The sequence below is a fragment of the Nostoc sp. CCY0012 genome, from assembly GCF_963920855.1.
GTDB lineage: Bacteria > Cyanobacteriota > Cyanobacteriia > Cyanobacteriales > Nostocaceae > Cyanocohniella.
Window position 1 is genome coordinate 91280 of record NZ_CAWUDM010000002.1, and the last position, 24657, is coordinate 115936.

Annotated in this window: 21 protein-coding genes, 1 tRNA gene and 2 pseudogenes; 11 read left to right on the top strand and 13 right to left on the bottom strand. The window is 41.3% G+C overall.

Going from position 1 to position 24657, the window contains the following annotated elements; translation table 11 throughout:
• Window positions 1-47 precede the first annotated feature (47 nt).
• The 4 genes from ACM0OS_RS01025 (at window position 48) to leuD (ending at window position 3274) form a co-directional block, all read left to right on the top strand.
• On the top strand, window positions 48-356 hold the full coding sequence (locus ACM0OS_RS01025; RefSeq protein ID WP_414541288.1) for a nucleotidyltransferase family protein: 309 nt from the start codon (window positions 48-50) through the stop codon (window positions 354-356).
• Window positions 343-690 carry a DUF86 domain-containing protein gene (locus ACM0OS_RS01030; RefSeq protein ID WP_414541289.1) on the top strand — a complete coding sequence of 116 codons (348 nt, stop codon included), beginning with the start codon at window positions 343-345 and terminating at the stop codon, window positions 688-690. Before ACM0OS_RS01025 ends, ACM0OS_RS01030 begins: the two co-directional genes overlap by 14 nt.
• Window positions 691-1177: 487 nt before the next feature.
• Window positions 1178-2581, top strand: coding sequence for a 3-isopropylmalate dehydratase large subunit (gene leuC, locus ACM0OS_RS01035; protein WP_414541290.1), 1404 nt, complete (start codon window positions 1178-1180; stop codon window positions 2579-2581).
• 96 nt (window positions 2582-2677) lie between these two features.
• Entirely contained in the window at window positions 2678-3274 is a 597-nt protein-coding gene (gene leuD / locus ACM0OS_RS01040; protein ID WP_414541291.1) for a 3-isopropylmalate dehydratase small subunit, read from the top strand.
• Window positions 3275-3363: 89 nt separating this feature from the next.
• Here the strand turns inward: leuD and ACM0OS_RS01045 are convergent, their stop codons facing one another.
• Window positions 3364-4038, bottom strand: a complete 675-nt coding sequence (locus ACM0OS_RS01045) for a hypothetical protein (RefSeq protein ID WP_414541292.1) — start codon at window positions 4036-4038, stop codon at window positions 3364-3366.
• Window positions 4039-4564: 526 nt separating this feature from the next.
• Here ACM0OS_RS01045 and ACM0OS_RS01050 point away from each other — a divergent pair.
• On the top strand, window positions 4565-4798 hold the full coding sequence (locus ACM0OS_RS01050) for a DUF3134 domain-containing protein (protein ID WP_414541293.1): 234 nt from the start codon (window positions 4565-4567) through the stop codon (window positions 4796-4798).
• Here the strand turns inward: ACM0OS_RS01050 and ACM0OS_RS01055 are convergent.
• Window positions 4753-6207, bottom strand: a complete 1455-nt coding sequence (locus ACM0OS_RS01055) for a 1-acyl-sn-glycerol-3-phosphate acyltransferase (RefSeq protein ID WP_414541294.1) — start codon at window positions 6205-6207, stop codon at window positions 4753-4755. The genes ACM0OS_RS01050 and ACM0OS_RS01055 overlap by 46 nt on opposite strands.
• Before the next feature lie 81 nt (window positions 6208-6288).
• Between ACM0OS_RS01055 and ACM0OS_RS01060 the strand changes: the two genes are divergently transcribed.
• Entirely contained in the window at window positions 6289-6921 is a 633-nt protein-coding gene (locus tag ACM0OS_RS01060; protein ID WP_414541295.1) for a DUF938 domain-containing protein, read from the top strand.
• A 140-nt stretch (window positions 6922-7061) separates the two neighbouring features.
• Here ACM0OS_RS01060 and ACM0OS_RS01065 read toward each other — a convergent pair.
• Window positions 7062-7134, bottom strand: a tRNA-Ala gene (locus ACM0OS_RS01065).
• Window positions 7135-7204: 70 nt separating this feature from the next.
• Here ACM0OS_RS01065 and ACM0OS_RS01070 point away from each other — a divergent pair.
• Window positions 7205-8110: a rhodanese-related sulfurtransferase gene (locus tag ACM0OS_RS01070; protein ID WP_414541296.1), complete on the top strand. Its 906-nt coding sequence runs from the start codon at window positions 7205-7207 to the stop codon at window positions 8108-8110.
• Here ACM0OS_RS01070 and ACM0OS_RS01075 read toward each other — a convergent pair.
• The gene (locus ACM0OS_RS01075; protein ID WP_414541297.1) at window positions 8087-8749 is read right to left on the bottom strand and encodes a class I SAM-dependent methyltransferase; all 663 of its coding nucleotides are present in this window, start codon (window positions 8747-8749) and stop codon (window positions 8087-8089) included. The genes ACM0OS_RS01070 and ACM0OS_RS01075 overlap by 24 nt on opposite strands.
• Window positions 8750-9277: 528 nt before the next feature.
• Here ACM0OS_RS01075 and ACM0OS_RS01080 point away from each other — a divergent pair.
• The gene (locus ACM0OS_RS01080) at window positions 9278-10132 is read left to right on the top strand and encodes an SDR family oxidoreductase (protein WP_414541298.1); all 855 of its coding nucleotides are present in this window, start codon (window positions 9278-9280) and stop codon (window positions 10130-10132) included.
• A 180-nt stretch (window positions 10133-10312) separates the two neighbouring features.
• Entirely contained in the window at window positions 10313-10570 is a 258-nt protein-coding gene (locus ACM0OS_RS01085; RefSeq protein ID WP_414541299.1) for a hypothetical protein, read from the top strand.
• Window positions 10571-10625: 55 nt separating this feature from the next.
• Here ACM0OS_RS01085 and mgtE read toward each other — a convergent pair whose 3' ends face one another.
• The 3 genes and pseudogenes from mgtE to ACM0OS_RS01100 form a co-directional block, all read right to left on the bottom strand.
• Window positions 10626-12026, bottom strand: a complete 1401-nt coding sequence (gene mgtE, locus ACM0OS_RS01090; protein ID WP_414541300.1) for a magnesium transporter — start codon at window positions 12024-12026, stop codon at window positions 10626-10628.
• Window positions 12027-12146: 120 nt separating this feature from the next.
• A pseudogene (locus ACM0OS_RS01095) lies at window positions 12147-12450 on the bottom strand (FAD-containing oxidoreductase); the annotation flags it as partial.
• A 146-nt stretch (window positions 12451-12596) separates the two neighbouring features.
• Window positions 12597-13343 carry a TVP38/TMEM64 family protein gene (locus ACM0OS_RS01100; protein WP_414541301.1) on the bottom strand — a complete coding sequence of 249 codons (747 nt, stop codon included), beginning with the start codon at window positions 13341-13343 and terminating at the stop codon, window positions 12597-12599.
• Window positions 13344-13762: 419 nt separating this feature from the next.
• Here ACM0OS_RS01100 and ACM0OS_RS01105 point away from each other — a divergent pair, with 419 nt between their 5' ends.
• A complete protein-coding gene (locus ACM0OS_RS01105) occupies window positions 13763-14443 on the top strand; it encodes a hypothetical protein (RefSeq protein ID WP_414541302.1) in 681 nt (226 codons plus the stop codon).
• Window positions 14444-14525: 82 nt separating this feature from the next.
• On the opposite strand, the gene ACM0OS_RS01110 is transcribed toward ACM0OS_RS01105, so the two are convergent.
• From ACM0OS_RS01110 to smc, 6 genes are all read right to left on the bottom strand, one after another.
• Window positions 14526-15227, bottom strand: a complete 702-nt coding sequence (locus tag ACM0OS_RS01110; RefSeq protein ID WP_414541303.1) for a TIGR04283 family arsenosugar biosynthesis glycosyltransferase — start codon at window positions 15225-15227, stop codon at window positions 14526-14528.
• Window positions 15228-15350: 123 nt separating this feature from the next.
• Window positions 15351-15824 carry a response regulator gene (locus ACM0OS_RS01115; RefSeq protein WP_414541304.1) on the bottom strand — a complete coding sequence of 158 codons (474 nt, stop codon included), beginning with the start codon at window positions 15822-15824 and terminating at the stop codon, window positions 15351-15353.
• A gap of 1 nt (window position 15825) precedes the next feature.
• On the bottom strand, window positions 15826-16350 hold the full coding sequence (locus ACM0OS_RS01120) for a response regulator (protein WP_414541305.1): 525 nt from the start codon (window positions 16348-16350) through the stop codon (window positions 15826-15828).
• Window positions 16351-16642: 292 nt separating this feature from the next.
• Window positions 16643-18955, bottom strand: coding sequence for an NACHT domain-containing protein (locus ACM0OS_RS01125; protein ID WP_414541306.1), 2313 nt, complete (start codon window positions 18953-18955; stop codon window positions 16643-16645).
• 564 nt (window positions 18956-19519) lie between these two features.
• Window positions 19520-20509: a PRC-barrel domain-containing protein gene (locus tag ACM0OS_RS01130; protein WP_414541307.1), complete on the bottom strand. Its 990-nt coding sequence runs from the start codon at window positions 20507-20509 to the stop codon at window positions 19520-19522.
• A 58-nt stretch (window positions 20510-20567) separates the two neighbouring features.
• A complete protein-coding gene (smc, locus tag ACM0OS_RS01135; protein ID WP_414541308.1) occupies window positions 20568-24194 on the bottom strand; it encodes a chromosome segregation protein SMC in 3627 nt (1208 codons plus the stop codon).
• Window positions 24195-24350: 156 nt separating this feature from the next.
• Here smc and ACM0OS_RS01140 point away from each other — a divergent pair.
• Window positions 24351-24602: pseudogene (locus ACM0OS_RS01140) on the top strand (hypothetical protein); the annotation flags it as partial.
• Between the last annotated feature and the right edge of the window lie 55 nt (window positions 24603-24657).

Below are 24657 nucleotides of genomic sequence, written 5' to 3' on the forward strand. Positions count from 1 at the left end.
AACTCCAGTTATCATGGAGATAAAATTATCAATCAGGAGTTTTAACCATGAAACAAACAACTCTTCCTATTAATTTATCTCAAGAAGAAATTAAAGAATTTTGTCAACGTCACTCGATCCGCAAGTTGTCTTTATTTGGTTCAGTATTAAGAGATGATTTTACAAGAGAAAGTGATGTTGATGTTTTAGTAGAATTTGAAGCGGGAAAAACTCCGGGTTTAGCTATTATTACAATGGAAGATGAGTTATCAAATATAATAAATCGCCGGATAGATTTAAGAACAGTAGCAGATTTAAGCCGTTATTTTCGCGGGCAAGTCTTAGCAGAAGCAATGGTTATTTATGAGCAAAATTGATGATTCAACTCGGCTAAAACACATCAGAGATTCGGCAAAAGAGGCGTTATATTTTGTGAATAATCGCACTAGAGAAGATTTAGATCATGAGAGGATGCTATCTTTAGCTTTAGTAAGATTAATTGAAATCATGGGTGAAGCAGCTAATCATGTTTCTGAACCTTGCAAAGCTAAATATTTAAAAATACCTTGGCGCCAAATTATCGGCATGAGAAATCGTATTATTCATGCTTATTTTGATGTAGATTTAGATATTGTCTGGCAAGTAATCACTCAAGATTTAGGTTCACTTTTAATTGAGGTTGAAAAGGCAATTAAAGATTTAGAAACATGAATTATAGGAATAGGGAACATATTACTACTGTAATTGCCTAGACCATCTAATTATTTCTTCAATTTATTTAATCTTCGTTAGCAACTGTTTTCTAGTTGCGACTATTTAGAAAATCTCGAGAACGCAACATCGAAAAAGAATTATTGACAGGCTTAGTTTCTTCAACTGTATATACTTTTGAGGTTTTGTCCTTAATCCAGTTTCATATTTAGGACTTACTCACTCGCTACGAAAATCAAGGCTTTGAGATTGCTACTCTGCGAGAAGCCGCTCCGCGTCTACCCTACGGTCGCAATGACGAAAATACGTGGTTGGTTACGTAAGTCATGATATTATCGAAACTCCTAATTTATTCTCTAGTAATTAATTAAAACCCTAGTTATTCATAGAGGATATTTTTACTGTCAGGATTTTGCTAACTGTTTTGAAGAATGCTACCTTTTTTTGATACTATAGTATCTCTGACTCGTTAGATAACGATTTACGTATGAGCAAAGGTACCCTGTTTGATAAAGTTTGGGACTTACACACTGTTGGGACACTGCCTTCAGGACTAACGCAACTATTTATTGGACTGCACCTGATTCATGAAGTCACCAGTCCCCAAGCCTTTGCTATGTTACGTGAGCGAGGTCTTAAGGTACTGTTTCCAGAACGCACTGTAGCTACAGTTGATCATATTGTGCCTACAGAAAACCAAGCACGGCCATTTACCGACAGCTTGGCAGAAGATATGATTCAAGCGCTGGAGCAAAACTGTCAAGCAAATAATATTACCTTTTATAATATCGGTTCTGGTAGTCAAGGAATAGTCCACGTCATCGCCCCAGAACAAGGACTGACACAGCCAGGAATGACCATCGCCTGTGGAGATAGCCACACATCTAGTCATGGGGCCTTCGGTGCGATCGCCTTTGGTATTGGTACTAGTCAAGTCCGGGACGTTCTCGCTTCTCAAACCTTGGCTTTATCTAAATTAAAAGTCCGCAAAATCGAAGTCAACGGGACTTTGAACCCTGGTGTTTACGCCAAAGATGTGATTTTGCATATCATCCGCACATTGGGTGTCAAAGGTGGCGTAGGTTATGCCTATGAATACGCAGGTACAACCTTTGAACAAATGAACATGGAAGAACGGATGACCGTTTGCAATATGGCCATAGAAGGCGGTGCAAGATGCGGTTACGTCAACCCAGATCAAGTAACTTATGATTACCTCAAAGGTAGAGACTTCGCCCCCAAAGATGCAGATTGGGAAAAAGCCGTGGCTTGGTGGGAATCCATCAAGAGTGATGCTGATGCAGAATATGATGATATTGTAGTATTTGATGCGGCTGATATTCCCCCCACAGTCACCTGGGGAATTACCCCCGGTCAAGGTATTGGTATTGACCAGTTTGTACCCCAGCCTGAAGAACTTCTGGAAGAAGACCGCTTTGTGGCCGAAGAAGCTTACAAATACATGGATTTGTTTCCTGGTCAACCCATAAAAGGCACGAAAATTGATGTCTGCTTTATTGGTAGCTGCACCAACGGCAGAATTAGTGATTTGCGCGAAGCTGCGAAAATTGCCCAAGGTCGCCACGTCGCCGAGGGAGTCAAAGCCTTTGTTGTCCCTGGTTCTGAACGTGTTAAACAAGACGCCGAAGCCGAAGGACTAGACAAAATATTCCAAGAAGCCGGATTTGAGTGGCGTGAACCAGGGTGTTCGATGTGTTTAGCGATGAACCCCGATAAACTCCAGGGAAGACAAATCAGTGCTTCTTCCTCCAACCGCAACTTTAAAGGAAGACAAGGTTCATCCTCTGGACGCACCTTATTAATGAGTCCGGCCATGGTAGCCACAGCAGCTATTAAAGGCGAAGTAGCAGACGTGCGCGAATTGCTGTAATTTGTTCTTTCTTCGTGTCCTCTGCGTCCTTTGCGGTTAATTTTTCATAATTTTGCCCCAATCACAAAGCAATCATTACAGTAAAAACTTAAATCTATGGACAGCAAGGTTAAAACAATTTCCGGACGCGGTATACCTTTAGTGGGCAATGATATAGATACCGATCGCATCATTCCCGCACGATATTTAAAAGCAATTACCTTTGATGGTTTAGGCGAAGGCGCATTTATCGATGACCGCAAAGCCTTAAATGGTGAACATCCCTTTGACCAACCCCAGTATCAAGAAGCCAACATCTTAATAGTTAACCGTAACTTTGGTTGTGGTTCATCACGGGAACATGCACCCCAGGCGATCGCTAAATGGGGAATCCAAGCTTTAATCGGTGAAAGCTTTGCGGAAATCTTTTTTGGTAACTGTGTCGCAATGGGTATACCTTGTCTCACAGGCGATGCAGCCACGGTTAAACAACTGCAATCACTTGTAGCCGCCAATCCCCAAGCTAACGTGACTATCAATCTAGAAACGCTGCAAGTGCAAGTTGATAATTATACTGCCGCAGTTACCATGAATGAAGGCACAAGAAGCACATTCATTGCTGGGACTTGGGATGCTTGCGGTCAGTTAGTAGCTAATGCTGACCAAGTTCGGGCGACAGCTGCTAAATTACCTTATGTGTGTTGGGCCAGTTAGCTTTTTTTTGAATAAAAAACTGCTCCTGTGAGAATCTTAAACAAGAGCGGTTTTTTTAATATAAAAAATAATAATTATTCAATATGTGATTAATAACCTACAATCGCAGGTGGTGTTGTGTCCGTTGAATTGGATATTGCAGATACTGGTGCAAGTTGATTAGTTGTAGGATTATATTGATATTGACCTGCGGGAATTGCACCATTGGGAGTAATGCAAACTGTGTCATTACCCAAACCGTAAATAAATACAAGTTCTGGTTTACAACCTACTCTTGTCCATCCCCATTTAGATAATTTTTCTACTACGGCATTATCACCATGAGCAATTTGCGGGGCAGTATCAAAACTTGTATTTGTGTCACTATAAATCTCTCCATTAGATTCAAAATTCTGGCTAGAAGTTTCAGGATTGTTTGATTGATTTTGTTGACTATTTCTGTGTTGAATATCTGTCTTAATTACGTCGCCGACTGTTTGAATCAGTGTATTCCATACTGATGAAGAATCAGATTTTTGCTCTTGTTCATAATTATTATCTTCAATAATTGCGCCTTCTGAATCAATTTCTTCTGGTGTTTCTGTTTCAGTTAATGGTAATCCAAGCTGCAATTTTTGAATACCTGGAATATTAGGTAAGGAATTTTTTAAAACATTATTTATGCGAAATTGAGCATTAGCAGTTTCAACTCCCACACAAGTTACAATAGATGTTGGTAATGCAAGTCCTAAAACTATGCCAGCGGTAAATTTTTTCCAGTTCATCTTCAATCTCCTTTGGGGTTTTCAACCTTGACACTGACTTATAAGATTGGCTCGTTTTTTTTATGCAGTGTCTGAAAATTGTTGAGGAACTTACTACTCTAATTGAGGGTCTGAGATTGAGCAAAAACCGTTAAAGATGGTTGACAGCGATTAGCCTGAATCTTAAATAAAAAGCTAAGAGCATTGAATACAAGGAAAATCTTAGTAAAAAAAAGACGTAAATTATATGAATAATAGTATTTATTTGTCAAGCTGATTTATACTGGGTGTATGATTCACTTGTCAGATTTTGCCAATGCAATTTCTATTGATGAAGCAAACTCAAGTGCTGATTCACCTGACAAAAGATAGTAACGGCATACAGCCACAGGCTTTACTTACATTTTGCACCTTGCTCAGAAGTGGTCTTAATAAGACACACTACTTAAATTAAAGGCTGAAAATACTGTTAATACTTACTTTCAGCCGTGCGATCGCCTAAATATTTCTGCTTTTTTAGTTTCCCCAATTAAAAGTGAGTTTTTGTATGCCTAATGGTCCTTTGAGCGAACAACCTCGTAACCAACGAGCAACTGTAATTCGTACAAGTAATGAGTTTGTTTTACTAGAATGGCTCAAAGCTAACGGTCGTTTAATCCCACGTGAACCTCAAGAACCTTCGTTTCTCAGTCAAGTAGAAGAAGTCTCTGAGATGATAGACCTGGATGATATCCCCTATGACCACGATGATGATGACTCTGATGTAGAATTAGATGACTGATGATTAATGATATTCTCCAAAGCGATTTGTAAGTCTTTTGTCAAATTGCTGGTAGCCTGACGAGATGCATGGCGATCGCCTTGAGAGTTTTTCCAGCGTTCAGTGGCAGAAATTGGTTCACCGATAATGATGCTAGCTTTTCGCAAACCTAAACGCGGTCGCCCTGGTAATGTTGTGTCTTGAATGCGAGACAGCATATCAAACATTAGTAATGCTGTTTCGGCATATTTATCAGCCGTTGGTTGTTCTTGAAGAGAATTGGCTGTGACGGCGATAAAACTTTCAACTATTCGCATATGTCGTATCCGTAAGTCTGCTTCTTGAGCAACCCAGTCTGCTAACCCATGTTTGAAGGGCGGTAAAGCGTTGATGTCTGGTATATCATCCCGGTAAATGTAATTCCAACTCGCTTCTTCTAATCGCCGACAACGGTCAATAAAGTTTCCTTGGCCTTGAATCCCAAAATATTGTTCGGTAACTTGTAAAGCTTTATCCATTAAACGATGCAATCTGGCAATTAAAACTTCATTAGCATTGGCAGATTCATCTGTATCGATGGTTTTAGGTATGTCTTGATGATAAAAGCGGCGATAAAACTCTTCCATTTCTGTAATCAGATATTCACCCAGACGACAGATACGTTGATGATATCTTTGTTCTGAGCTAGCGATCGCACCTTCATCCATTGCTTGTAAACCGCTATCTGCTTCTAATTTACTCAATAACCCATCCAACTTTGACCAAGGTGGTTCAACGTAGCGATATTGAATACCTACAGGTACAATCAAAACTTCCTCCGAACGTCCGGCTTTGTGCAAATCTTCCGCACACCAGAACCCTAGTTGAGAAACACCAGGTTCTAAAGGACTAACAATATCACTATGACCATTATTGCCTCCTTCGGGAGCCACGGCGATGGGCATTTCCGCATTAGCAAACAAATCTCTTGCTGTTTGGATAGCTTGTCTATCGAGTCGCCGTCCCCGACGAATTGGTACACCCCCAAATCTAGAAAACAACCAACCTAGCCAGTTTCCCGCCCATATAGTCATTCCTCGGTCATAGAGAAAGTGACTGTGAATAGGTTCTTGTAACTTGATACCTTGCTGACGGGCCACTTTGGGCAAAATATAAGCCAGCAAATACTGCATACAAAGGGGATCTTCCACCTCTGGATGACGAAAGGCAATTAAAAAACGAATTTTACCAGCCTGGAATTGCTGATATAGTTTGACTAAAGTTTCCACATTTTGGGCATCAATCTGGACAATACCAGCAGGTAGCCAAGGTCTGGTGCGAAACCGTAGCACAACAGGCAGCAACCACCGAAAAATTTGCAGTATAACAGGGTTAAAGTGTGGGGGCAGAAATTTTAGTGGTGGTTGGGTAGAGCGAATTGATTTAGGCAAGTTACTCTCCAAATAAAAGGGACTGGGGATAAAGCTCCTGATTTCGTGCAATATCTAATTATCCATACTAGTGAACGTAAAATGAATACACCAAAAGACGCACGACAATACGCACCAGCTACTCAGCGCAATCGTGAAGCCATTCTGGAGATACTTTTACAAGTTTTACCTGCGAGTGGTACTATTTTAGAAGTAGCAAGTGGCACTGGAGAACACTCAGTATTTTTTGCCCCACACTTAGCTCCTCGTAAATGGCTACCTTCTGATCAAAATCCGCAATTACGAGCCAGCATTACGGCTTGGGCTGAAGAATGTTCTGCTGACAATCTCTATCTACCAAGGGAACTTGATGCAAGTATGCCAGTTTGGCCAGTAGAGAAAGATGCATCACTAGATTCACCTATTGTAGCCATAGTTAACATTAATATGATTCATATTTCACCTTGGTCAGCCTGTTTGGGATTGATGGCGGGTGCGGGAAGGATTTTACCTCCTGGTGGCATCCTTTATTTATATGGGCCATACAAACAAGGTGGAGAACATACTGCACCCAGTAATGCAAGTTTTGATCAGTCCTTACAGGCACAAAATCCTGAGTGGGGTGTACGAAATTTAGAAGATGTAATTGCCGCAGCTAACAACCAAAAGTTGCAGTTACAAGCAACTTACCAAATGCCAGCAAACAACCTTTCTGTAGTATTTAAACGTTCTTAACGCTCTTCTACGACTCTGGGGAGAGAATAATCTAGGCGATTAGAAATCGCGGCTACACAAACAAAGTCCGCCTGCGCGGACTAACGTCAAAATAGGGTTTCAAATTTAATCTGACGAGAGTAATGAAAAAGCACTAATAATGGAGATTAGCAGACTCGAACTGCTGACATCCTGCTTGCAAAGCAGGCGCTCTACCAACTGAGCTAAACCCCCGTAAAATAAAAAAGGCAGGTAATTTATTTTCCCTCGTCATTGTAACTGAATATTGTGCCGTTTTCAAGACATGAAGCCAGAAAATATCCAACAAGTTGTGGCAACACTTTATAAATTTGTGAGGCTGCCCGATTTTGCCGAAAAACAAGACTCCCTGTTGTCTTTCTGCCAAGCACAAGCTGTCAAGGGGACAATTTTGTTGGCAGCAGAAGGTATTAACGGCACGATCGCAGGTTCACGCCAGGCAATTGATTCTGTTTTGGCTTTTTTGCGTTCTGACCCCCAGTTGGCAGATTTAGAACATAAAGAGTCATACACGGAAAGACAGCCATTTGAGCGCATGAAGGTGCGGTTGAAACAAGAAATTGTGACGATGGGTTTGCCAGAGGTTGACCCCAATCACCATGTGGGTACTTATGTTAGTCCCCAGGAATGGAATGATTTAATTGCTGATCCTGACGTAATTGTGATTGACACTCGTAATGATTATGAAGTGAATATCGGTACGTTTCAGAAGGCGCAGAACCCACAAACTAAATCATTTCGAGAATTTCCCGAATATGTAAGTCACAACCTCGACCCCAATCAACATAAAAAAGTCGCCTTGTTTTGTACTGGTGGTATTCGCTGTGAAAAAGCCACATCTTTCATGCTGTCCCAAGGCTTTGCCGAGGTTTATCACCTCAAAGGTGGGATTCTCAAATATTTAGAGGAAATCCCAGCAGAACAAAGTTTATGGCAAGGTGAATGTTTTGTGTTCGATGAACGGATAACTGTGGGTCATGGCTTAGAAAAAGGTAGTCATGAGTTGTGCTTTTGTTGTGGTCATCCGATTTCGGACGCAGATAAAGCATCTCCCAAGTACGAAGAGGGGATTTCTTGTGCTTACTGTTTTGATAGTTTGACTGAAGAAAAAAGAGCGCGTCAACAGGAAAAATGGAAACAGTACCAATTAATGCTTTCGCGCCAGGGTTAAACCATCAGCAATGGGTATTAAACTCAGACTAACTCGCTGGTCTTGATGTAGTTTCTCATTGAAGGCGCGAATCTTGGTGGTGCGATTGTCTTGGATTTCCGGGTCTGCAACCTTCCCTGACCAAAGGACATTATCGATGGCAATTAATCCACCTGGACGGACTAATTGTAGCGATCTCTCATAATAACCCTCATAATTACTCTTGTCGGCATCGATGAAGGCAAAGTCAAAAGAGCCTGTTTCACCTGCGGCTAGTAACTTATCTAATGTCTCCATTGCGGGGGCGATGTGCAGGTCAATTTTATCGGAAACCCCTGCTTGTTGCCAATAACGTCGAGCGATCGCCGTAAATTCTTCGCTGACATCACAAGCGACTACTTTACCTTCTGGCGGTAAGGCTAAAGCGACAACCAAGGAACTATAGCCTGTAAATACGCCTACTTCCAACGTTTTCTTAGCCCCAATTAATTGCACCAGCAATGCCATAAATTGTCCCTGTTCGGGAGCAATTTGCATCATAGCCATGGGATGCTGGGCTGTTTCTTGACGCAATTGAGCTAAAATTTCTGGTTCTCGCAAAGATACCGACAGTAAATATTCATATAGCTGTGGTTCGAGTCCTAACGTTTGATTTGTCATAAGAAATGGCAGTAGGTCAGGGAAGAACCCTATATTAAATCACACTGTTGCTCAATTCATGTGCAGTTTTGTCCCTCAAGGGTAGGAAATTCGATATTTAATGTAATAATAGATACTTGATTCTATGTATAAATCTGTATTCCACATCACAATGAAATCACTTTATTATTATTAATTGATTTTATGTCTTAAGGTTGAGTAAATTTGATTTGTCTTTCCATCTCCAGAACGATAAATTTCCTTAACTTAAATAGTTAACTTAAAAGCAGATGAACAGGATAAATCCTGACATTCCCAGAGAGTTGTGTACTTGTTTTCAGTGGTCAGATTAAGAGCGTGTGTCAGGTGTGAGGATAAATAGGTTAGTAAGTTTGGCTTACATCCGGGGTATAAAGTATCCAAACTTGCAAATTGTAAGTTGGAATTTAAAGCATAAGTTAAACCTTGGATTGAATTATCGATCCAAGGTTTGCTTTTATGAATTGATCAGTAGAGTTTGAGTCATCGATTTACAAGAAAAAAATCATTATGCCAAAAGAAACATTACAACCACCACAGCAGCAAGAATTACCAGGAAAAGAATCAGAAATGCAGCCCAAGCCTAAGGCTGATGATGAGCAGTATCAAGGCAGCGGGAAATTAAAAAATAAAGTAGCATTAATCACAGGTGGAGATAGTGGTATTGGTCGTGCTGTGGCCATAGCTTTTGCTAAAGAAGGCGCAGATGTAGCGATTATTTACCTAGCAGAACACGACGATGCTAAAGAAACAAAAGATTTGGTAGAAGAACAAGGACGTCGTGCAGTAGCTATCGCAGGTGACATTACCGATGAAAAATTTTGTCAGCACGCTGTACAGCAAACTGTAGATGAATTTGGCAAACTAGACCTTCTGATTAATAACGCGGCTGAACAACATCCCCAAGAAAACATCGAAGACATTAGTAAAGAGCAATTAGAGCGCACTTTCAGCACTAATATTTTCTCGATGTTTTATCTAACTAAAGCAGCGATGAAACATTTACACGAAGGTAGTGCCATCATTAACACTACATCGGTAACAGCTTATAAAGGTAGTCCCCAACTCCTTGATTACTCTTCAACTAAAGGTGCAATTGTCGCTTTTACGCGTTCCTTATCGCAAAATTTGGTATCCAAAGGGATTCGGGTGAATGCTGTAGCACCGGGCCCTATTTGGACACCTTTAATTCCGGCAACTTTTCCCGAAGATAAAGTGGCAAATTTTGGTAAACAAGTACCAATGCAACGAGCCGGACAACCAGAAGAAGTTGCTCCCAGCTATGTATTTTTAGCTTCTGATGACTCTTCTTATATGACTGTTCAAGTATTACATCCCAATGGTGGAACAGTCGTTAACGGCTAAATTAAATAATTGAGGATTTGAAAATCGCGCCCCTGATTAATTAGGGGCGCAGATTGTCATTCAAAAGTCAAAATAGTAGTCTATATGGTAAGCTTAGTCTTCCATATGATGGATGTTTTTATATTAAATAACTGTTAGTCTAGCTAACGACAAACCAGTAACAAATTACAACCAAGACTTATGACATCTCCAAAACCATTGCATGGCACTGAACTAGTGGATTGTGCTAGAGCAAATGCCAAGCAGGGAATTGAAACTGCTGCTTATCAATGTGGCTATGGCGATGATATTAATACTTTTGCCAGAGAACTGAGACAAGCTTGTGAAAAAATGAATTTACAAGTTAAAGAACTAAGTGAATTAATCACTGACCAGGATATGCTCCTGGAATTAGGTACTGGAGAAATTGTGGCTCCAGATACACCTTCGGAATTGTAAAAATTAAGATTTAAGATTAATGAGTTTTAAATATAAAACATATTTAACTCATAACTTACAATCTCAAAATAAACCGCGCCAAATTAAAGTAAATTAGCACACCCAGGACATCGACGGCTGTAGTAATAAATGGTGCTGACATTAATGCAGGGTCTAAGCGGAGAGCGCGGAATAAAAATGGCAGTGCTGAACCAGAGACAGAAGCAATTATAGAAATAGCTACCAAACTGCTGCCTACAGTGATTGCCACCTCTAAGTTTCCTTGCAAAAAGAATGCCCAAATTGTGGCAATACTACCTAACATTACTCCCAAAAACATCCCCGCGATCGCTTCTCTACCAATTACCTGCAAAGGCCCCAGGGCGCGGATTTCGTCGGTACTCATACCGCGAATTACTACTGTAGAAGATTGGGCCCCCACGTTCCCGCCAGTACCCGTCAACAAAGGAATAAACGCTGTCAGGATTACCACTTGTTTTAAAAGGTCTTCCTGTGACTTAATAATTATGCCAGTGAATGTATTAGTTATCAGCAAGACAAACAACCACACCACCCGTTTGCGGGCGACTTGCAGTAAACTCATCTGAAAATAATTATCACCATCAGACTGCACACCACCACCCAAGGCGTAAATATCCTCTGTGTTTTCCCGTTGCAGAATATCAATCACATCATCGACAGTGACAATACCGACTAAACGCTGTTCTCTATCCACCACAGGCACAGCCAAAAAGTCATATCTTTGAATTAATCTCGCCACTTCTTCTTGGTCTGTATCTGTGTTCACGAATACCACTTCACGGGTCATGATATCGCCAATCATTTGTTCAGGCTGAGATAATACCAATTCCCGCAATGATACAATCCCTGTCAAGCGTCTAGCGCTATCAGTAACGTAAAGGTAATAAATAATCTCACTGATGTTAGCGAGAGTACGAATCCGGTCTAATGCCTGAGATACCGTAAAATTTTCTTTGAGATAAATTAATTCTGGCGTCATGATGCGCCCAGCTGTATTAGCTTCATAGCCTAAAAGCTGGGCTGTGGCTTGACGTTCCGCCGGACTCAGTTGTTCTAGCAAGCGGTTTACAACTTTGGCAGGTAATTCATCAAATAACCGTGCGCGGTCATCCGGAGACATTTTATCTACAATGTCACGCACATCTTGACTTTTGAGTTCGGCAATTAAATGTTCTTGCACACTGTAGTCGAGATATTCATAAACCTCGATAGCCTCAGCCTTGGGAAGCAAACGGAAAACCAAAGCGTGCATTGCTTCTGGTAACCCTTCAATAGCCTCAGCAATATCCGCAGCCTGTACAGGTACGAGAATAGATTTTGCTCCCTGCAAATCTCCTGCTTCTAGCAGCATTTGCAGCTGAGTTCGCACTAAATCTCGCAATTCTCTATGTGAGACATTTTGGAGGGGTGGGTTGAAATTGTTGTCTTCAGTCAAAGTTTACTTTCCTCGGCCAATTTGAACAAGGTTGCTGCCATTAGTCTAGGGGAAAGTGGCAAGATGTTACCTCAAACTGATGATTTTTCTTTTACCTTAAGAGAATTTGGTGAGCAATCCTCAGATTTTTTTAGTCCGTGGTGTCAAAAGTGTCTGCCGATAGGTATCTTCTGCCTTCTTAATTGCTTCCGCTTGAGTGGGATAAGGATGAATCACGTGAACCTATTTTATGCACAATTACCGTTGTCACTTCCGAGATCATTTCACCTGCATGACTAGCGACAATAGTGGCACCAATAATTTCATCAGTACCCTTTTTGTGGTGAAGCTTCAAAAATCCATCGGTTTCACCATCTGCGATCGCTCGGTCTACACTGTTAAAATCAATCTTGATGGTTTCTACGTCAATGCCCAATTTCTGCGCCCAAGCTATATCTGCATTCAAAAATAGAGCGATCGCTACTCCCACCAATATTAATAAACTCTCTTTAAATAGCCTAGAATTGACCACAAATTGCTTTTTCATAATCACACAATTTAAAATGATTTATTTAGTTCGTAGTGAGGAATTTAGTCCTCATTTACCTCATTTACTTCATTTACCATAGTTTCAGCTAAAGCCTTTTGAGCAACTCTTGTCACATAAATAGTTATAGCTACAGTAGCAATCAATCCAACTATTTGCATTACCCATTGCCCAATTTGAGCTTCGGGATTAGTTGGCTGATAATCCCTATTTAGCATCGCCAAATCGCCAGCCAGAGAACCCATATAAACGTACATCACTGTACCCGGAAAAATACCCAAAGAACCTAATATATAATCTTTGAGAGAAACCTGTGTCACCCCAAAAGCATAATTTAATAAATTAAATGGAAAGATGGGACATAAACGAGTCAGTAAGACAATTTTCCAGCCCTCTTTGGCAACTGCTAAATTAATTGCTTTAAATTTAGGATGTTTGTCAATCTGTCGAGACACCCAATCACGAGATAGGTAACGTCCCACAACAAAAGCTAAAATGGCCCCGATAATTGCCGCAACTAATACATATATAGACCCCCAAAATATGCCAAACAAGCAACCACCTTTTAGGGTTAGCAAGGAACCCGGTATAAAAAGTAAAGTTGCCAAGTTGTAAATAAACATAAAACCAATAGGGCCCAAAACACCCAGATTTTGCACCCAAATGATTGCATTATGTAAAATTACTGGAATATTGACGTATTGGGCTAGGAAAATCAGGGTAATAATGAGAAAACTAATTATTAAAAATTTGAGTGTACGATTTGTTCGGGGCTTGGGCTTTTGAACCATTTAATGTACCTGAGTTTAATGTACCTGAGTTTTTCATCACTATCTGCTATTAATATACGAAGCTGATATGAGAAACAGCTGAAAATTTCTGAAGTTTTTCCCGACGAGTGACAAATGCGTTCAGGTGAAACACCAAGGAAATAAGCAGTAATTACTATCTGATTCAGTACGGTAGTTTGCAAATGTAGGTTCTGCCACCATTTACGATGGGAAGCATGAGATTTACAGACTTTGTTTGGAAGTGTCTCCTACATGACTGAAACCTGCTGATTTTGCTTCAGCAAGAGCAAAAGTTTGTGAATAATTTCTTAATTTAATTAACTGTGGATGGTTATTCCTGAGAATATACTTACTGTACGAACGTTGTAATACTTTCTACAAGTAGTAATTGAGTACTATACTAAAGGACTTAGCGGAGAATGTCTAAAAATAAGAACTTGAGTTTGATGATTGCCGCATTTATACTAATGGGATTAAGTACCGCACCAATCAATGCTCTAGAACAACGTCAATATCCAGACATCCCTATAGATGAGTTAGTTAAAGAAACAATGCAATTTGCTGCCCTTGGCACCGAACAGATGAATGTGGTATGGTATCTGCCATTAGAAATGTTTGGTGCGCCTCCTCAACCAGTACTCATAATTGCAGTTGTGAAAGCAAAAATTATATCTCCTGACAGTTATAAATTTGCTTCTGAAGCCGAAACTCAAAGAGGGTTAACAGTTACATATACTAACTCTAGTGGTAAATCTATAAATTTGGTTCCAGCATCGAAAAATTCTGATGTTGATCTGTTCATAAAGGAAATAAAACCTTTCATGTCCCAGTTTGCGGGTAAGTTTGGTGAAGGAATATGGTTTTTTACATATCAAAATGTTGATGATGCTGGTAAAAAAATCGTCTCACCATATGAGCTTGGAAAACTGAATGTTTCTTTCAATGGCAAAAGTGCTACTCCACAACCTGAATCGACAATAGAGTTCCCGCTAAATTCACTCTTTGTCCCCAGGATATGTCCTAACGGTAAACCTGCCCACATATCCTGGAAATATTGTCCGTGGGATGGTACACCACTGAGCAATACAATTAAAAATTAATTAATTCAGGTTCCAATTACCTAAATTTATTTATGGTGATTGGAATTTTGACTTTTGATTTCCAAGGTAACGGTTAGCCCGTTTAAATCCTCCTAAATTTTTCCCGACGATACCAGCTACGGAGGCGTTCAGGTGACACACCGAGAAAATAAGCAATAATAACTATTTGATTAAGTAAGGTAGTATGAAACACCCCTTTTCGCAACCATCTACGAGCAGACGTAACAACTGGAACTTGAATAATAGCAATTTTACCAGTAAGTTTTAAGCGGCGTATCAGTTCAAAGTCTTCCATAATAGGCAAATCTGGGAATTGACCTATTTCTTGAAATACTGCTTTGGTTAAAAATATTGCTTGGTCACCATAAGGCATTTGGCAAAAACGCGATCGCACGTTGACTCCCCATTCTACCCATCGCAATGCTAAATGAGGGGCATCAATCCGCAAGGTGAAGGCACCAGCCACAATCCCTGGTTGTTTTAGGGCCGTGCAAATCATCTGCTCAAATCCAGGTGGTAAGCGCGTATCTGCATGGAGAAACAACAAAATATCCCCACTTGCAGCCATAGCACCCGCATTCATTTGATTAGCACGCCCAGGGATAGATGAGATAACTTTTACACCCAATGACTCAGCTATGCTGACAGTTTCATCTTGTGAGCCACCATCTACCACAATTACTTCTACATTAGTACTCGGTTGCGTACAGGCGATAGCGGCTGCAATATTTCCCGCTTCGTTAAGAGTCGCAATAATGATGGAAATGCTCACAGATGATGTCACATGGAATTTGTACAACTTATTGTTGCATAAAGGCTATAGCAATCCTCAGTGATTTGTAAACAGCAAGAGGCTCAGATCCCCTTTTTCTTTAAGAAGTCGGAGATTTTGATGTTCGTAACGTATTTAAACAGAAGTAGTTACCAATTGTGTGCTATGGGGATTTTTGAGAAGTTTTGCTGCTTCTATTATTAACTGATTTCCGGATTGAGGCTTTTGAATATAAGTTTGAAAACCACATTTTTTAGCTTTTTCATACACTTTGTATTGAGAAATGCCAGTAAAAATGATTGTGGGAATTTCTCTTTTTTGGGGGGAAGCAAGTGTTTTGATTTTCTCTAGTAACCAATAGCCATCTTCTCCTGGCATCGTAATGTCGCTAATTAAGAGGTCTAGATGACAATGTTCAATTATCTCAACTGCTTCTAAGGCACTGGAAGCTGTCCTGATATTAATCCCATAGGAGGCAAACATCTCGGTAATTAAAAACAGAATCTTCTGATCATCATCCACTACCAGAATTGTTACTGCTTTAAAGATATCTAAGTCTATTTTCTCTGATTCCAAATGGGACTTATCACAATTATTGGATGCATTCATGTTATTCATGGATTTTATTTAAAGCTAAAATTTTTATCCCTGACAATGAGCTATTTGCTGCTAAGTATTCAATGAATGGGTGTTTGATTTCTTCAACCAATGAATTATTTCTGCCAATGTTGACTAGGTTTTCTATCATGAAAACTAATTTATCCAAGTCAATTGGTTTGAGTAAATATCCTTCAAACTCTACATCGGGAATTTGTTCAATGGTACCCGTGGTAGATGTTGAAGTCACAATAATTGGAATATGATTCCTATTGTCTGCTTCCATAGCAGTCAATTTATTAAGCAAAGCATAGACACTTTCACCTAAAAATCTTATTTCACATACCAGGATGTGAGGCACAAACCAAGTCAGAATTTCTACAGCTTCCTGTATGGAGCTAGAGGAGATGACATTGCCACTCAAGTCTTCGAGTAAAAAGGTGTACAGATCCCTACTATCGCAATCATTATCGACAATCAGTATTCGCACACCTGCGAGTATCCCAAGTTTAAAAGGACAGTTATTGATGAAGTTCATAACCAAACCTGGCATTGCAAAAATAGAATGATTTTTTTAGGGAACAATCGGGGCTGTTTCTGACTACGATTGTGGGTCAATCAAGATGATAAATCTATGCCTGTAATATGACAGAGTGTTGTTTGATTTTTGTTAAGTCTTGTTTGATTTAATCTATGAATGATTGACTACGACATAAAACGTATTCCAACCATTTTTGTAGCACCCGATCGCTTGACTTTTAAGACAATCGCTACCCCTAAATTTATCAAAACCATTCTAAGTTTTATGGAGTCAGAGTAATAGAAGCGCGCTATTGCCATTCTCGATCTTCCAGTTCTTTTTGAGACAATAGTAAGGTGGCTTCAATTTCTTGCCTGATGGCGGGTGTCACTTCACAACTACTATGCAAACAATCGAGCAGTAACTGATTGGCATCGTAGTAACTTTGTAACACTTGCTGTTGCTCAGAACTAAACTGCCAATGCAAGTTGATATTGCGATAACTAATGATTGTCGTCTTTAACTGTTCAGCCCAAACTGAATAGTTGGTTTCCCACCATATCTGAAACCGTTCTTGAGTTTGCTGAGAATTGGGAAATTGATCAGAGAGTTGTTGCAAGGATTTATGAAGTCCAGTATCCAGAACAATGCCCAGAATGTTGGATAAAGCATCTCCACAGGCGTGAGCGTGGGCAAAGTCTTGGCTATAGTCAATAGCACATTCCAGCAGTAGGTTATCTAAAGCTGCATCCAAAAACATCCCTTGGTCAAGGCTGGCGGCTAAGGTAAAGTGAGAAGCCATGCGAGGATTCCGACTCAAAGCTAGGTAAAATGCTCGCACTGTTGCACCTTTTCGTTCCGTGGGAAGAGTCCGGGATTTTTGGCTAGCCCAGGTCAAAAACTCTTGTAAATAAGGGTCTTGGGCAACCAGTGTATCAATTTGCTGTTTCATTAACTGTACTAAACCATCCGCACTCCGCAGCATGGTAGCTGTTAACAAAAATATTTCGCGCCAGTGGGGGTCGGTAATGTGACTAACCAGTCCTCCGAGAGCTTGCTCTAATGCTTGGAGGTTATGGCTGGCAACAATTTTTCTGGCTGTGAAGTATTCTTGAAATGCTAGATAGGAGAAGGAGAAAATTCCCCGCGCCCGTTCTGCTAGTAGCCCATGTTGAGCTTCAATTGCCTTGAGTGCTGCTTCGCTTTCTATTTGTAATTCATCTGCATCCATTGGTATGCTGGTCAGATTCTGAATATAGTCACCAATATATTGCTCAACGATGCGTTGCTCAAAAAAGTACTGACCCTCCTCAAATGTCGCTGCGGCAATTTGACTAAACAACTTGATTTTTTGCGGTAATAAAAATCCTCGATAGATGTCATCCCGTTCAATACCTCTAGCTTCATCCCATTTGCCCAAAAGCAGATCAAGTCCTTGTTTATAAAAGTCAGTGCGCTGGGTGGGAAATTTGTCTTGACCGTGAAACACCCAGCAGGCAAGATGCAGAAACAGCGGCGTGACTAAGAGTTGACGGAATTGCCAGTTTTCCGGTAAGTCTAATTTCTGAATAAACTCAACAGACTGTGCTTGTCCATCTTCAGTGTTTGTTTTGGTAAATGCCACAAACCATTTTTGTGCGAAGGCAATAATTTGTTCTTGGGTAAAGGGGGCAATTTCTACATCAGTAAAGCCCCGCAGTCTCAGCTTTTGAGCGGCTGTTCGACAGGTGGCTACAAACTGGTTTTTGTGATACTTGTCTGAAAATCTGCGAATTTCTTTTAAAACAGCATTGCTTTGTTGGTTAAGAATTTCATCCATCCCATCTAGCAATAATAAAACTCTGCCAGCACTAAGTAAGGTTTCAATAACTGATAACTCGGAAATTCCAGAGGCGCGAAATTCTTGGTAAATATAATTGAATAAGCTGAACTCACCCCTGGCTATAGATTCTTCCGCAAAATTCCTCAGTGAGATGAAGATAGGAACTTGGTGAGCGGCAAATTCTCCTCGGTTACACTGAATAGCCAGATGTTGTAAAAATGTGGTTTTCCCCACGCCCGGCTTGCCTAGCATCCTTAGTTTGGAGTAGGTTTCCACTGCTTGCATACCCGGTATTTGTGCCTGGGAAACTTCCCCTACACCAATGCGGTCAACTTGCATTGGAGTCAGGTTTTGCAAGTTAGAAATATCTACACTGCGGAGGCTTTCGATTTCTTCCAAAATATTGACATCAATATATATGTCATCAATACTTACGGGATGGCTGATGTCTAATAATTGCAAGATACCACACTGGTCTTGAATTTTATCTCGACGTTGCGATCGCACTTGTCGTACCAAGGCATCAATATTTAAGACAGTAGCCTGAGCAAGTTCTTCTGGTGCCAAAAATTCTGCTGGAGGATTGGAGGCAATCTCTCGCCAATCGAGTTCCAAGACTTCACATATTTGAATAAATGTCAACCGTTCAATTGGCTGTCCAGAGAAAAACCGCCAAATGGGTTGTCTAGTCTTTAAGTTAACTTCCGTCGCTAAGTTTTCTTGTGTCCAACCTTTACGGGCAAATGCTTTTTTAGCTTGTTGAATCCCGATGGATGATGCTTGGAGCGATCGCTTTACCATGAAACAAAAGTTTTGCTCCTTAAATCAATCAATCAAATTTTTGTTAATAATTTAACTTTAAACCTTTTTTTATGCTGTCTTACTTTGGCTTGGCTAAAGTTATACAAAATCCTTCAATGATATTCTCATTTGATTAAAATCAAACTAACACAAATCATCAATTTGGGTAATTAACCCTTTCAATCCCTAATGAATCCCAGCATTAGATACTTAATTACGAATAAAAGGGGAATTTTGTTAAATATATTAATTGATGTAACAAACTCAAGCATTATAAATTGATTTTATACATTTGCCATTTTTAGAATTAAAATACCCCCTTCTGCCTAGATAACCTATGGTGTACACACAAATCATCTGATCCCCCTAAATCCACGCCACTTGCTACAAGTCGGCAGATCTGCCCAACGCAGTGGCTCCTCTTATCAAGGGGGATTTTAATAAATTCCCCCCTTTTGAAGGGGGGTTAGGGGGGATCGAAACGCTGTTAGGCAGCTTGATCACACTTGTGTGTACAGCGTAGGACTAGATAACAGAAAGGGGGTAGATTGTTGGCGCGGTAGTTTAATACCCGCCTTCTTCTTCGTATTCTGGTTGTCTTTCTTTGACTTTTTTGGGAATATTCACAGGCTGTGGTGGTGTATCATCCCAAGCATCGCCTTCTACATCGTCGTAATCATCATACTCGTCAGCATAAGGCTTGCCGTAGGGCTGGGGATCATATCTGGGTGGTTCTTGATATCTATCCCTACCAGTTGCCTCACTCCAGTTGTCTTCTTCCTCTTCTTCTGCATATTGAATGGATTCGTATTGCCTGGCCCGCATTACTTCACGCCTGGGCAATTCTTCTTCCACATAGTCTTCAGTCCATTCTTCCTCTACTACGGGTTCAGGAGCGCGGACTCTGGCTCTGGGCGGTTGTAGTGGCACTCCGCTGGGTAACTGATTCGCTGGTGAAACTGTGCGAGGCGCAGAATAGCCGTATTCTTCTTCTGCATCTCGTTCCCACGGGGCTTTACCGATACCCAAGCGTTCTAGTACACCAACTGTTAACTGGTTAACTCGTTCTTCGGCTCCTTCAAATACAATCAGCCGACTGGGGCCTGTGCTGACGATTTCCTCAACGGAGAACTCGTATGTACTCAAAAATTGGTCGGGAATTTGGGGTAACCCTAAAGAAGCGATGACGATGGAATGAATTTTCCCTGTTTCGCCATCAAACCTGAAGCCGCGCACCCTGCCTAAAACTTCACCTGTTTCTGTAATTACTTCCCAGTTAATCAGGTTACTTAAGGTTTCAACTTCGATGTCTTCTATGGCATCTTCGTTGTCAACTAAAACTACATCACCAATTTGGTTGATGGTGCTGAGGTACATATAGCGTGGCAGTCCCGAAACGGAGATCAGGCTGTCTCGCAAACCAAGAGCCACAACCTCTCTTTGATCAATATCAACCCAAACTTGATTGACGACGCCTAGCCGCTTGCCGTTGTCGCGGGTAATCACCTGGGTGTTCAATATGTCGGAACGCCTAATTATCTGTTCAGAGGTCATTCTATACCGAGTCCTGATCTCGAATCCGGTTTATCTATACACTATTATTAACAAAATCTCAAGCAGATGTATTGGATGATTGTAATTTAATACCCAAAACTTGAGTGTAAGCTCCTCTTGCTTGAGTAACGCCAATGGTGCGTTCGGCTGATTCTATCATCGGACGACGCAAACTCACAACTATAAATTGCGCTTGTTGTGCCTGTTGTTTAATCATTTTAGCTAATCGTTCTACGTTTGCTCCATCTAAAAACATATCAACTTCGTCAAAGGCATAAAATGGCGAGGGACGATAACGTTGCAAGGCAAAGATAAAACTCAAGGCTGTGAGGGATTTTTCGCCCCCGGACATGGAAGCGAGACGCTGTACTGGTTTACCTTTGGGGTGGGCGACTAAATTCAAGCCACTACTAAAGGGATCTTCAGGATCTTCTAGTTGCAAATAGCCGTCACCGTCGGAAAGAGTGGCAAAAATAGATTGAAAGTTTTCATTAACTGCGTCGAAGGCTTCTTTAAATGCCAGTTGTCGCAAAGTCGTAAAGTTTTCAATGCGTAACAATAATTCGGTGCGTTCTGCTTCTAAGGTTTCTAGCTTTTGGGTGAGTTCCTGGAGGCGGTTTTGGGTGCGTTCGTATTCTTCCAATGCCAACATATTCACAGGTTCCATTGCCTGTAAGCGTTTGCTGAGGCTTCGCAGTTCTTTTTGCAATTCTTCTAAATCTACCTGGTCTGGTACATCTGGTAAAGGATTGGGTAATTCTGCCCCAGCTTCCCGAAATTGATTTTGTAATATTTCTAAATCTTCTCGCCGCTTTTGTTGGGTTTCTTGGAGTTTTTGGATTTCCCATTCCAATTGTTGTTGACGTAGAAGTTGCGATCGCACTTCTTGTTCTGTAGCGTCACGTTTTTGTTTTTCTGCGCCTAAATTCTGTTCCATTTGGCTCAAATTGGCCTTGATTTCGGCTATTTGATTGCTGAAGCTGCCTTCCTGATTGCTGAGGGAATTTAGTTGATTTTGTTGGCTTTCTTGCCCTTGCTGATATTGAATAATTCTTTGTTCAGCTTCTTGGCTGCGTTCTTGTAACCGCTGCTGCTGATTTTCCAAATTTTTTAATCTTTGCTCGGCATCCCTTAATGCGCCTTCTTTTTGTTGTAATTGTTGCTCTTGAATTTTAATGGTTGCCTGAATTTGTTGCCATTCACTAGGAGTTTGGGACGATTCCAACTCTGCTAAAGCTTGTCGCAATTGTTGCAACTCATTTTCTTGTCCTGGTAATTCCCGATCTAAAACTTCTAACCGGGATTGAGCCGTGGTGAATTTTTCACTGTTTTGGGCAAGTTGCGATCGCGTGTTTTCTAATTGCGTCGTTAAACCTTTAATATCTTTCTGCAACTGTTCTAATTGCAATTGCTGTTCCCGCCGCGCCTGTCTAGCTTCTGCGAGTCCTTGGGTATTTTGTTTGGTTCTGGCTACTAAAGAGGCGATCGCTTCTGTACAACGGTCTAAAATACGTTCAATATCCACCAAGCGACTTTTCAAACTGGCTACTTCCTGAGATTCCCCAGCTTCCCCCTTACCAAACCGCAACGACGAACGCTGGTTACTGCTACCACCAGTCATGGCCCCACTAGTTTCCAACAATTCACCGTCTAAGGTAACAATGCGATATAGCCCGATATTTTGCCGCGCCTGTTGAATATTGGTAAATACAACTGTATTGCCGAACACATAACTAAACACATCTTGATAACGGCGATCGCACTCAATTAAATTCACAGCATAGTTAACAAAGCCGTTGGCATAACGCAGCGTCGCATCTTGGGTAAACTTGGGTGCGCGAATTTTAGTTAACGGTAAAAAAGTCGCCCTACCAGCACGTTTTTGTTTGAGTAATTCAATCCCGGCTGCGGCTACACTGTCATCTTCCACCACAATATGTCCCAACCGCCCACCAGCCGCAATTTCCAAAGCTAACTGATAGCGGGGTTCCACTGTTCCTAACTGTACAACTAAACCACAAAGCCCAGGCAATCCCGATTGTAAAATCACCTTACTAGCTTGGGTTCCCTGTACCTCCTGCTGGGCTTGGGCTTGTGCTTCTAACTTATCCAACTGGCGTTGTTTTTCCCGCTGTTCCTGCAACAGACGCTTTTGAGTTTCCTGTTGTATTTGCAGTTCCTGTTCCGTCGCTGAGAGATTTTCGGCTAAATTTTGGATGGGTTCACTAGAGGCGTTAAATTCCGCTTCCACGCGACTACATTCAGCTTGCTTCTCGGCTAATTCCGGTTCTAAAGTAGCAATTAGCTGAGTTTGTTCTGTAATTAGCTGCTGTAACTGATGATTACGTTCTGTGAGTTGTGCTTGTTCCGTGCGTTGCGGTTCCAGAGTTTGCAGCAAAGATTCAATTTGGCGATTGAAAGCCGTTTGTTGCTGTACCCAAGCTTCCGAAGCCGAAGCGATGGCTGCTGCTGCTTCGCGGGAAGCATCTAAAGCTTGTTGGGCTTCATTTCTTTGTTGCTGACAATAAACAATAGATTGCCTTTCTACAACCTGCGTTTGGGCAATTTCCGTCAAAGAATGCTGATGTTGTTGAATTTCCTGCTGAGTTTGCGCCAACCGCTGCACAGTTTCTTGGATAGCCGATTGTAATTCCGTTTGTCGCCGCTGGAGTAGTTTGCGTTCCGCCTCCTGCGTCGCCAGGGTAGATTGTACCGCCAACAATTCCTCTTCACCCAAGGCCTTCACATGGGCATTGAGTTCTTCTAATTCCGCCGTTTTCTGGGCAATTTCCCCATTCAGGGTAGTCAGTTGGGTAGTTAATTCACTAAAACTGCGATCGCCTGCTTGAAGTTCCCCAATCAACTTTTCCTGTTGTGCTTGGAGCGATCGCCAAGATAAAACCGCCTCCCAAGATTGCTTAGAGAGAAATTCCGTACGCAATTTTTGATACTTTTCCGCCTTAGCCCGATCCTGAGACAAGCGATCGCGCTGTGCAGTTAATTCCGTCTCAATAATCCGACAACTATCTTCCTTCTCCTTCACCTCATCCAGAGTTTTCTTCGCTTGGATAATCTTGCGATCGTACGCCGCCACCCCAGCCAACTCATCAATAATTTCCCGACGTTCCCTAGCATTCATCGAGATAATACTAGTCACATCCCCTTGCAGCACCACATTATACCCTTCAGGATAAATCCGCAGATTACTGAGTTCCTCATGCAACTCAGTCATAGTACAAGGCGAACCATTGATATAGTAATTCGACGTATAAGTTCCCTGGTGAGTTACCCGCAACCGTCTAGTAACACTCCACTCAGTGGGGGAGTCGGGAGTAGGGAGTGGGGAGTGGGGGCTTTCTTCACTTTCCTCACTTTCCTCACTTTGCGCTTCTGCGGTTTTGCGTGAAACATCCTCCCCCGACAAATCAAAAGTCACCGTCACACTAGCCTCAATCGAAGCCCGTCCCCTAGACGTTTGGTTATTATTTACCAAATCCGGTAACCTATCCGCCCGCATTCCCTTAGAACTAGAAAGTCCCAAACAAAACAGCAAAGCATCGAGAATATTCGACTTACCCGAACCATTTGGCCCAGAAATGACAGTAAACCCCGGTAGTAGAGGGACAGCAGTAGTACCACCGAAGGATTTGAAATTTGTAAGTTCCACGCGCTTGACGTGTACCATAGGCGCTGGTTATCTGGGCTAATGGTTCATGAAGAACAAGTGTATCAATTAATGAAAGTTTCGCAATAGGGTAGGAGAAATTTAACAAACCGCTAAGACGCCAAGGACGCAGAGAAAGACATAATGGAGTTAGAACTTCTACAGGATTGTTTTTCTATGTATCAAACTGATCCGCCCCGTTCTGCCGAAGAAGTTTTACCTACTATGTATGATCTCAAGAGTGAAGATCCAGAGGAGCCTGGTTTGCCTGATCAGTTTCATTTATTACAACCTCGGTTATTAGACGAAACTTTTGCTTCTCCTAGTTATCCTAGCGACAAAATATTTACCGCTAGTGACATGAATCTTTATTATGACCCCCATCATCCCACATGGTACAAAAGACCAGATTGGTTTGTCTCTGTGGATGCTTAGTGGTGCAGAAAAGTCTTGAACCGCTTGTATACCAGGAGTCTGACTGAGA

Bases quoted from the DNA above. Each gene is read 5' to 3' on its own strand.
- ACM0OS_RS01025 (WP_414541288.1), top strand. From the start codon at position 48: ATGAAACAAACAACTCTTCCTATTAATTTATCTCAAGAAGAAATTAAA.
- ACM0OS_RS01030 (WP_414541289.1), top strand. From the start codon at position 343: ATGAGCAAAATTGATGATTCAACTCGGCTAAAACACATCAGAGATTCG.
- leuC (WP_414541290.1), top strand. From the start codon at position 1,178: ATGAGCAAAGGTACCCTGTTTGATAAAGTTTGGGACTTACACACTGTT.
- leuD (WP_414541291.1), top strand. From the start codon at position 2,678: ATGGACAGCAAGGTTAAAACAATTTCCGGACGCGGTATACCTTTAGTG.
- ACM0OS_RS01045 (WP_414541292.1), bottom strand. From the start codon at position 4,038: ATGAACTGGAAAAAATTTACCGCTGGCATAGTTTTAGGACTTGCATTA.
- ACM0OS_RS01050 (WP_414541293.1), top strand. From the start codon at position 4,565: ATGCCTAATGGTCCTTTGAGCGAACAACCTCGTAACCAACGAGCAACT.
- ACM0OS_RS01060 (WP_414541295.1), top strand. From the start codon at position 6,289: ATGAATACACCAAAAGACGCACGACAATACGCACCAGCTACTCAGCGC.
- ACM0OS_RS01070 (WP_414541296.1), top strand. From the start codon at position 7,205: ATGAAGCCAGAAAATATCCAACAAGTTGTGGCAACACTTTATAAATTT.
- ACM0OS_RS01075 (WP_414541297.1), bottom strand. From the start codon at position 8,749: ATGACAAATCAAACGTTAGGACTCGAACCACAGCTATATGAATATTTA.
- ACM0OS_RS01080 (WP_414541298.1), top strand. From the start codon at position 9,278: ATGCCAAAAGAAACATTACAACCACCACAGCAGCAAGAATTACCAGGA.
- ACM0OS_RS01085 (WP_414541299.1), top strand. From the start codon at position 10,313: ATGACATCTCCAAAACCATTGCATGGCACTGAACTAGTGGATTGTGCT.
- ACM0OS_RS01100 (WP_414541301.1), bottom strand. From the start codon at position 13,343: ATGGTTCAAAAGCCCAAGCCCCGAACAAATCGTACACTCAAATTTTTA.
- ACM0OS_RS01105 (WP_414541302.1), top strand. From the start codon at position 13,763: ATGTCTAAAAATAAGAACTTGAGTTTGATGATTGCCGCATTTATACTA.
- ACM0OS_RS01115 (WP_414541304.1), bottom strand. From the start codon at position 15,824: ATGAATGCATCCAATAATTGTGATAAGTCCCATTTGGAATCAGAGAAA.
- ACM0OS_RS01120 (WP_414541305.1), bottom strand. From the start codon at position 16,350: ATGAACTTCATCAATAACTGTCCTTTTAAACTTGGGATACTCGCAGGT.
- ACM0OS_RS01125 (WP_414541306.1), bottom strand. From the start codon at position 18,955: ATGGTAAAGCGATCGCTCCAAGCATCATCCATCGGGATTCAACAAGCT.
- ACM0OS_RS01130 (WP_414541307.1), bottom strand. From the start codon at position 20,509: ATGACCTCTGAACAGATAATTAGGCGTTCCGACATATTGAACACCCAG.
- smc (WP_414541308.1), bottom strand. From the start codon at position 24,194: ATGGTACACGTCAAGCGCGTGGAACTTACAAATTTCAAATCCTTCGGT.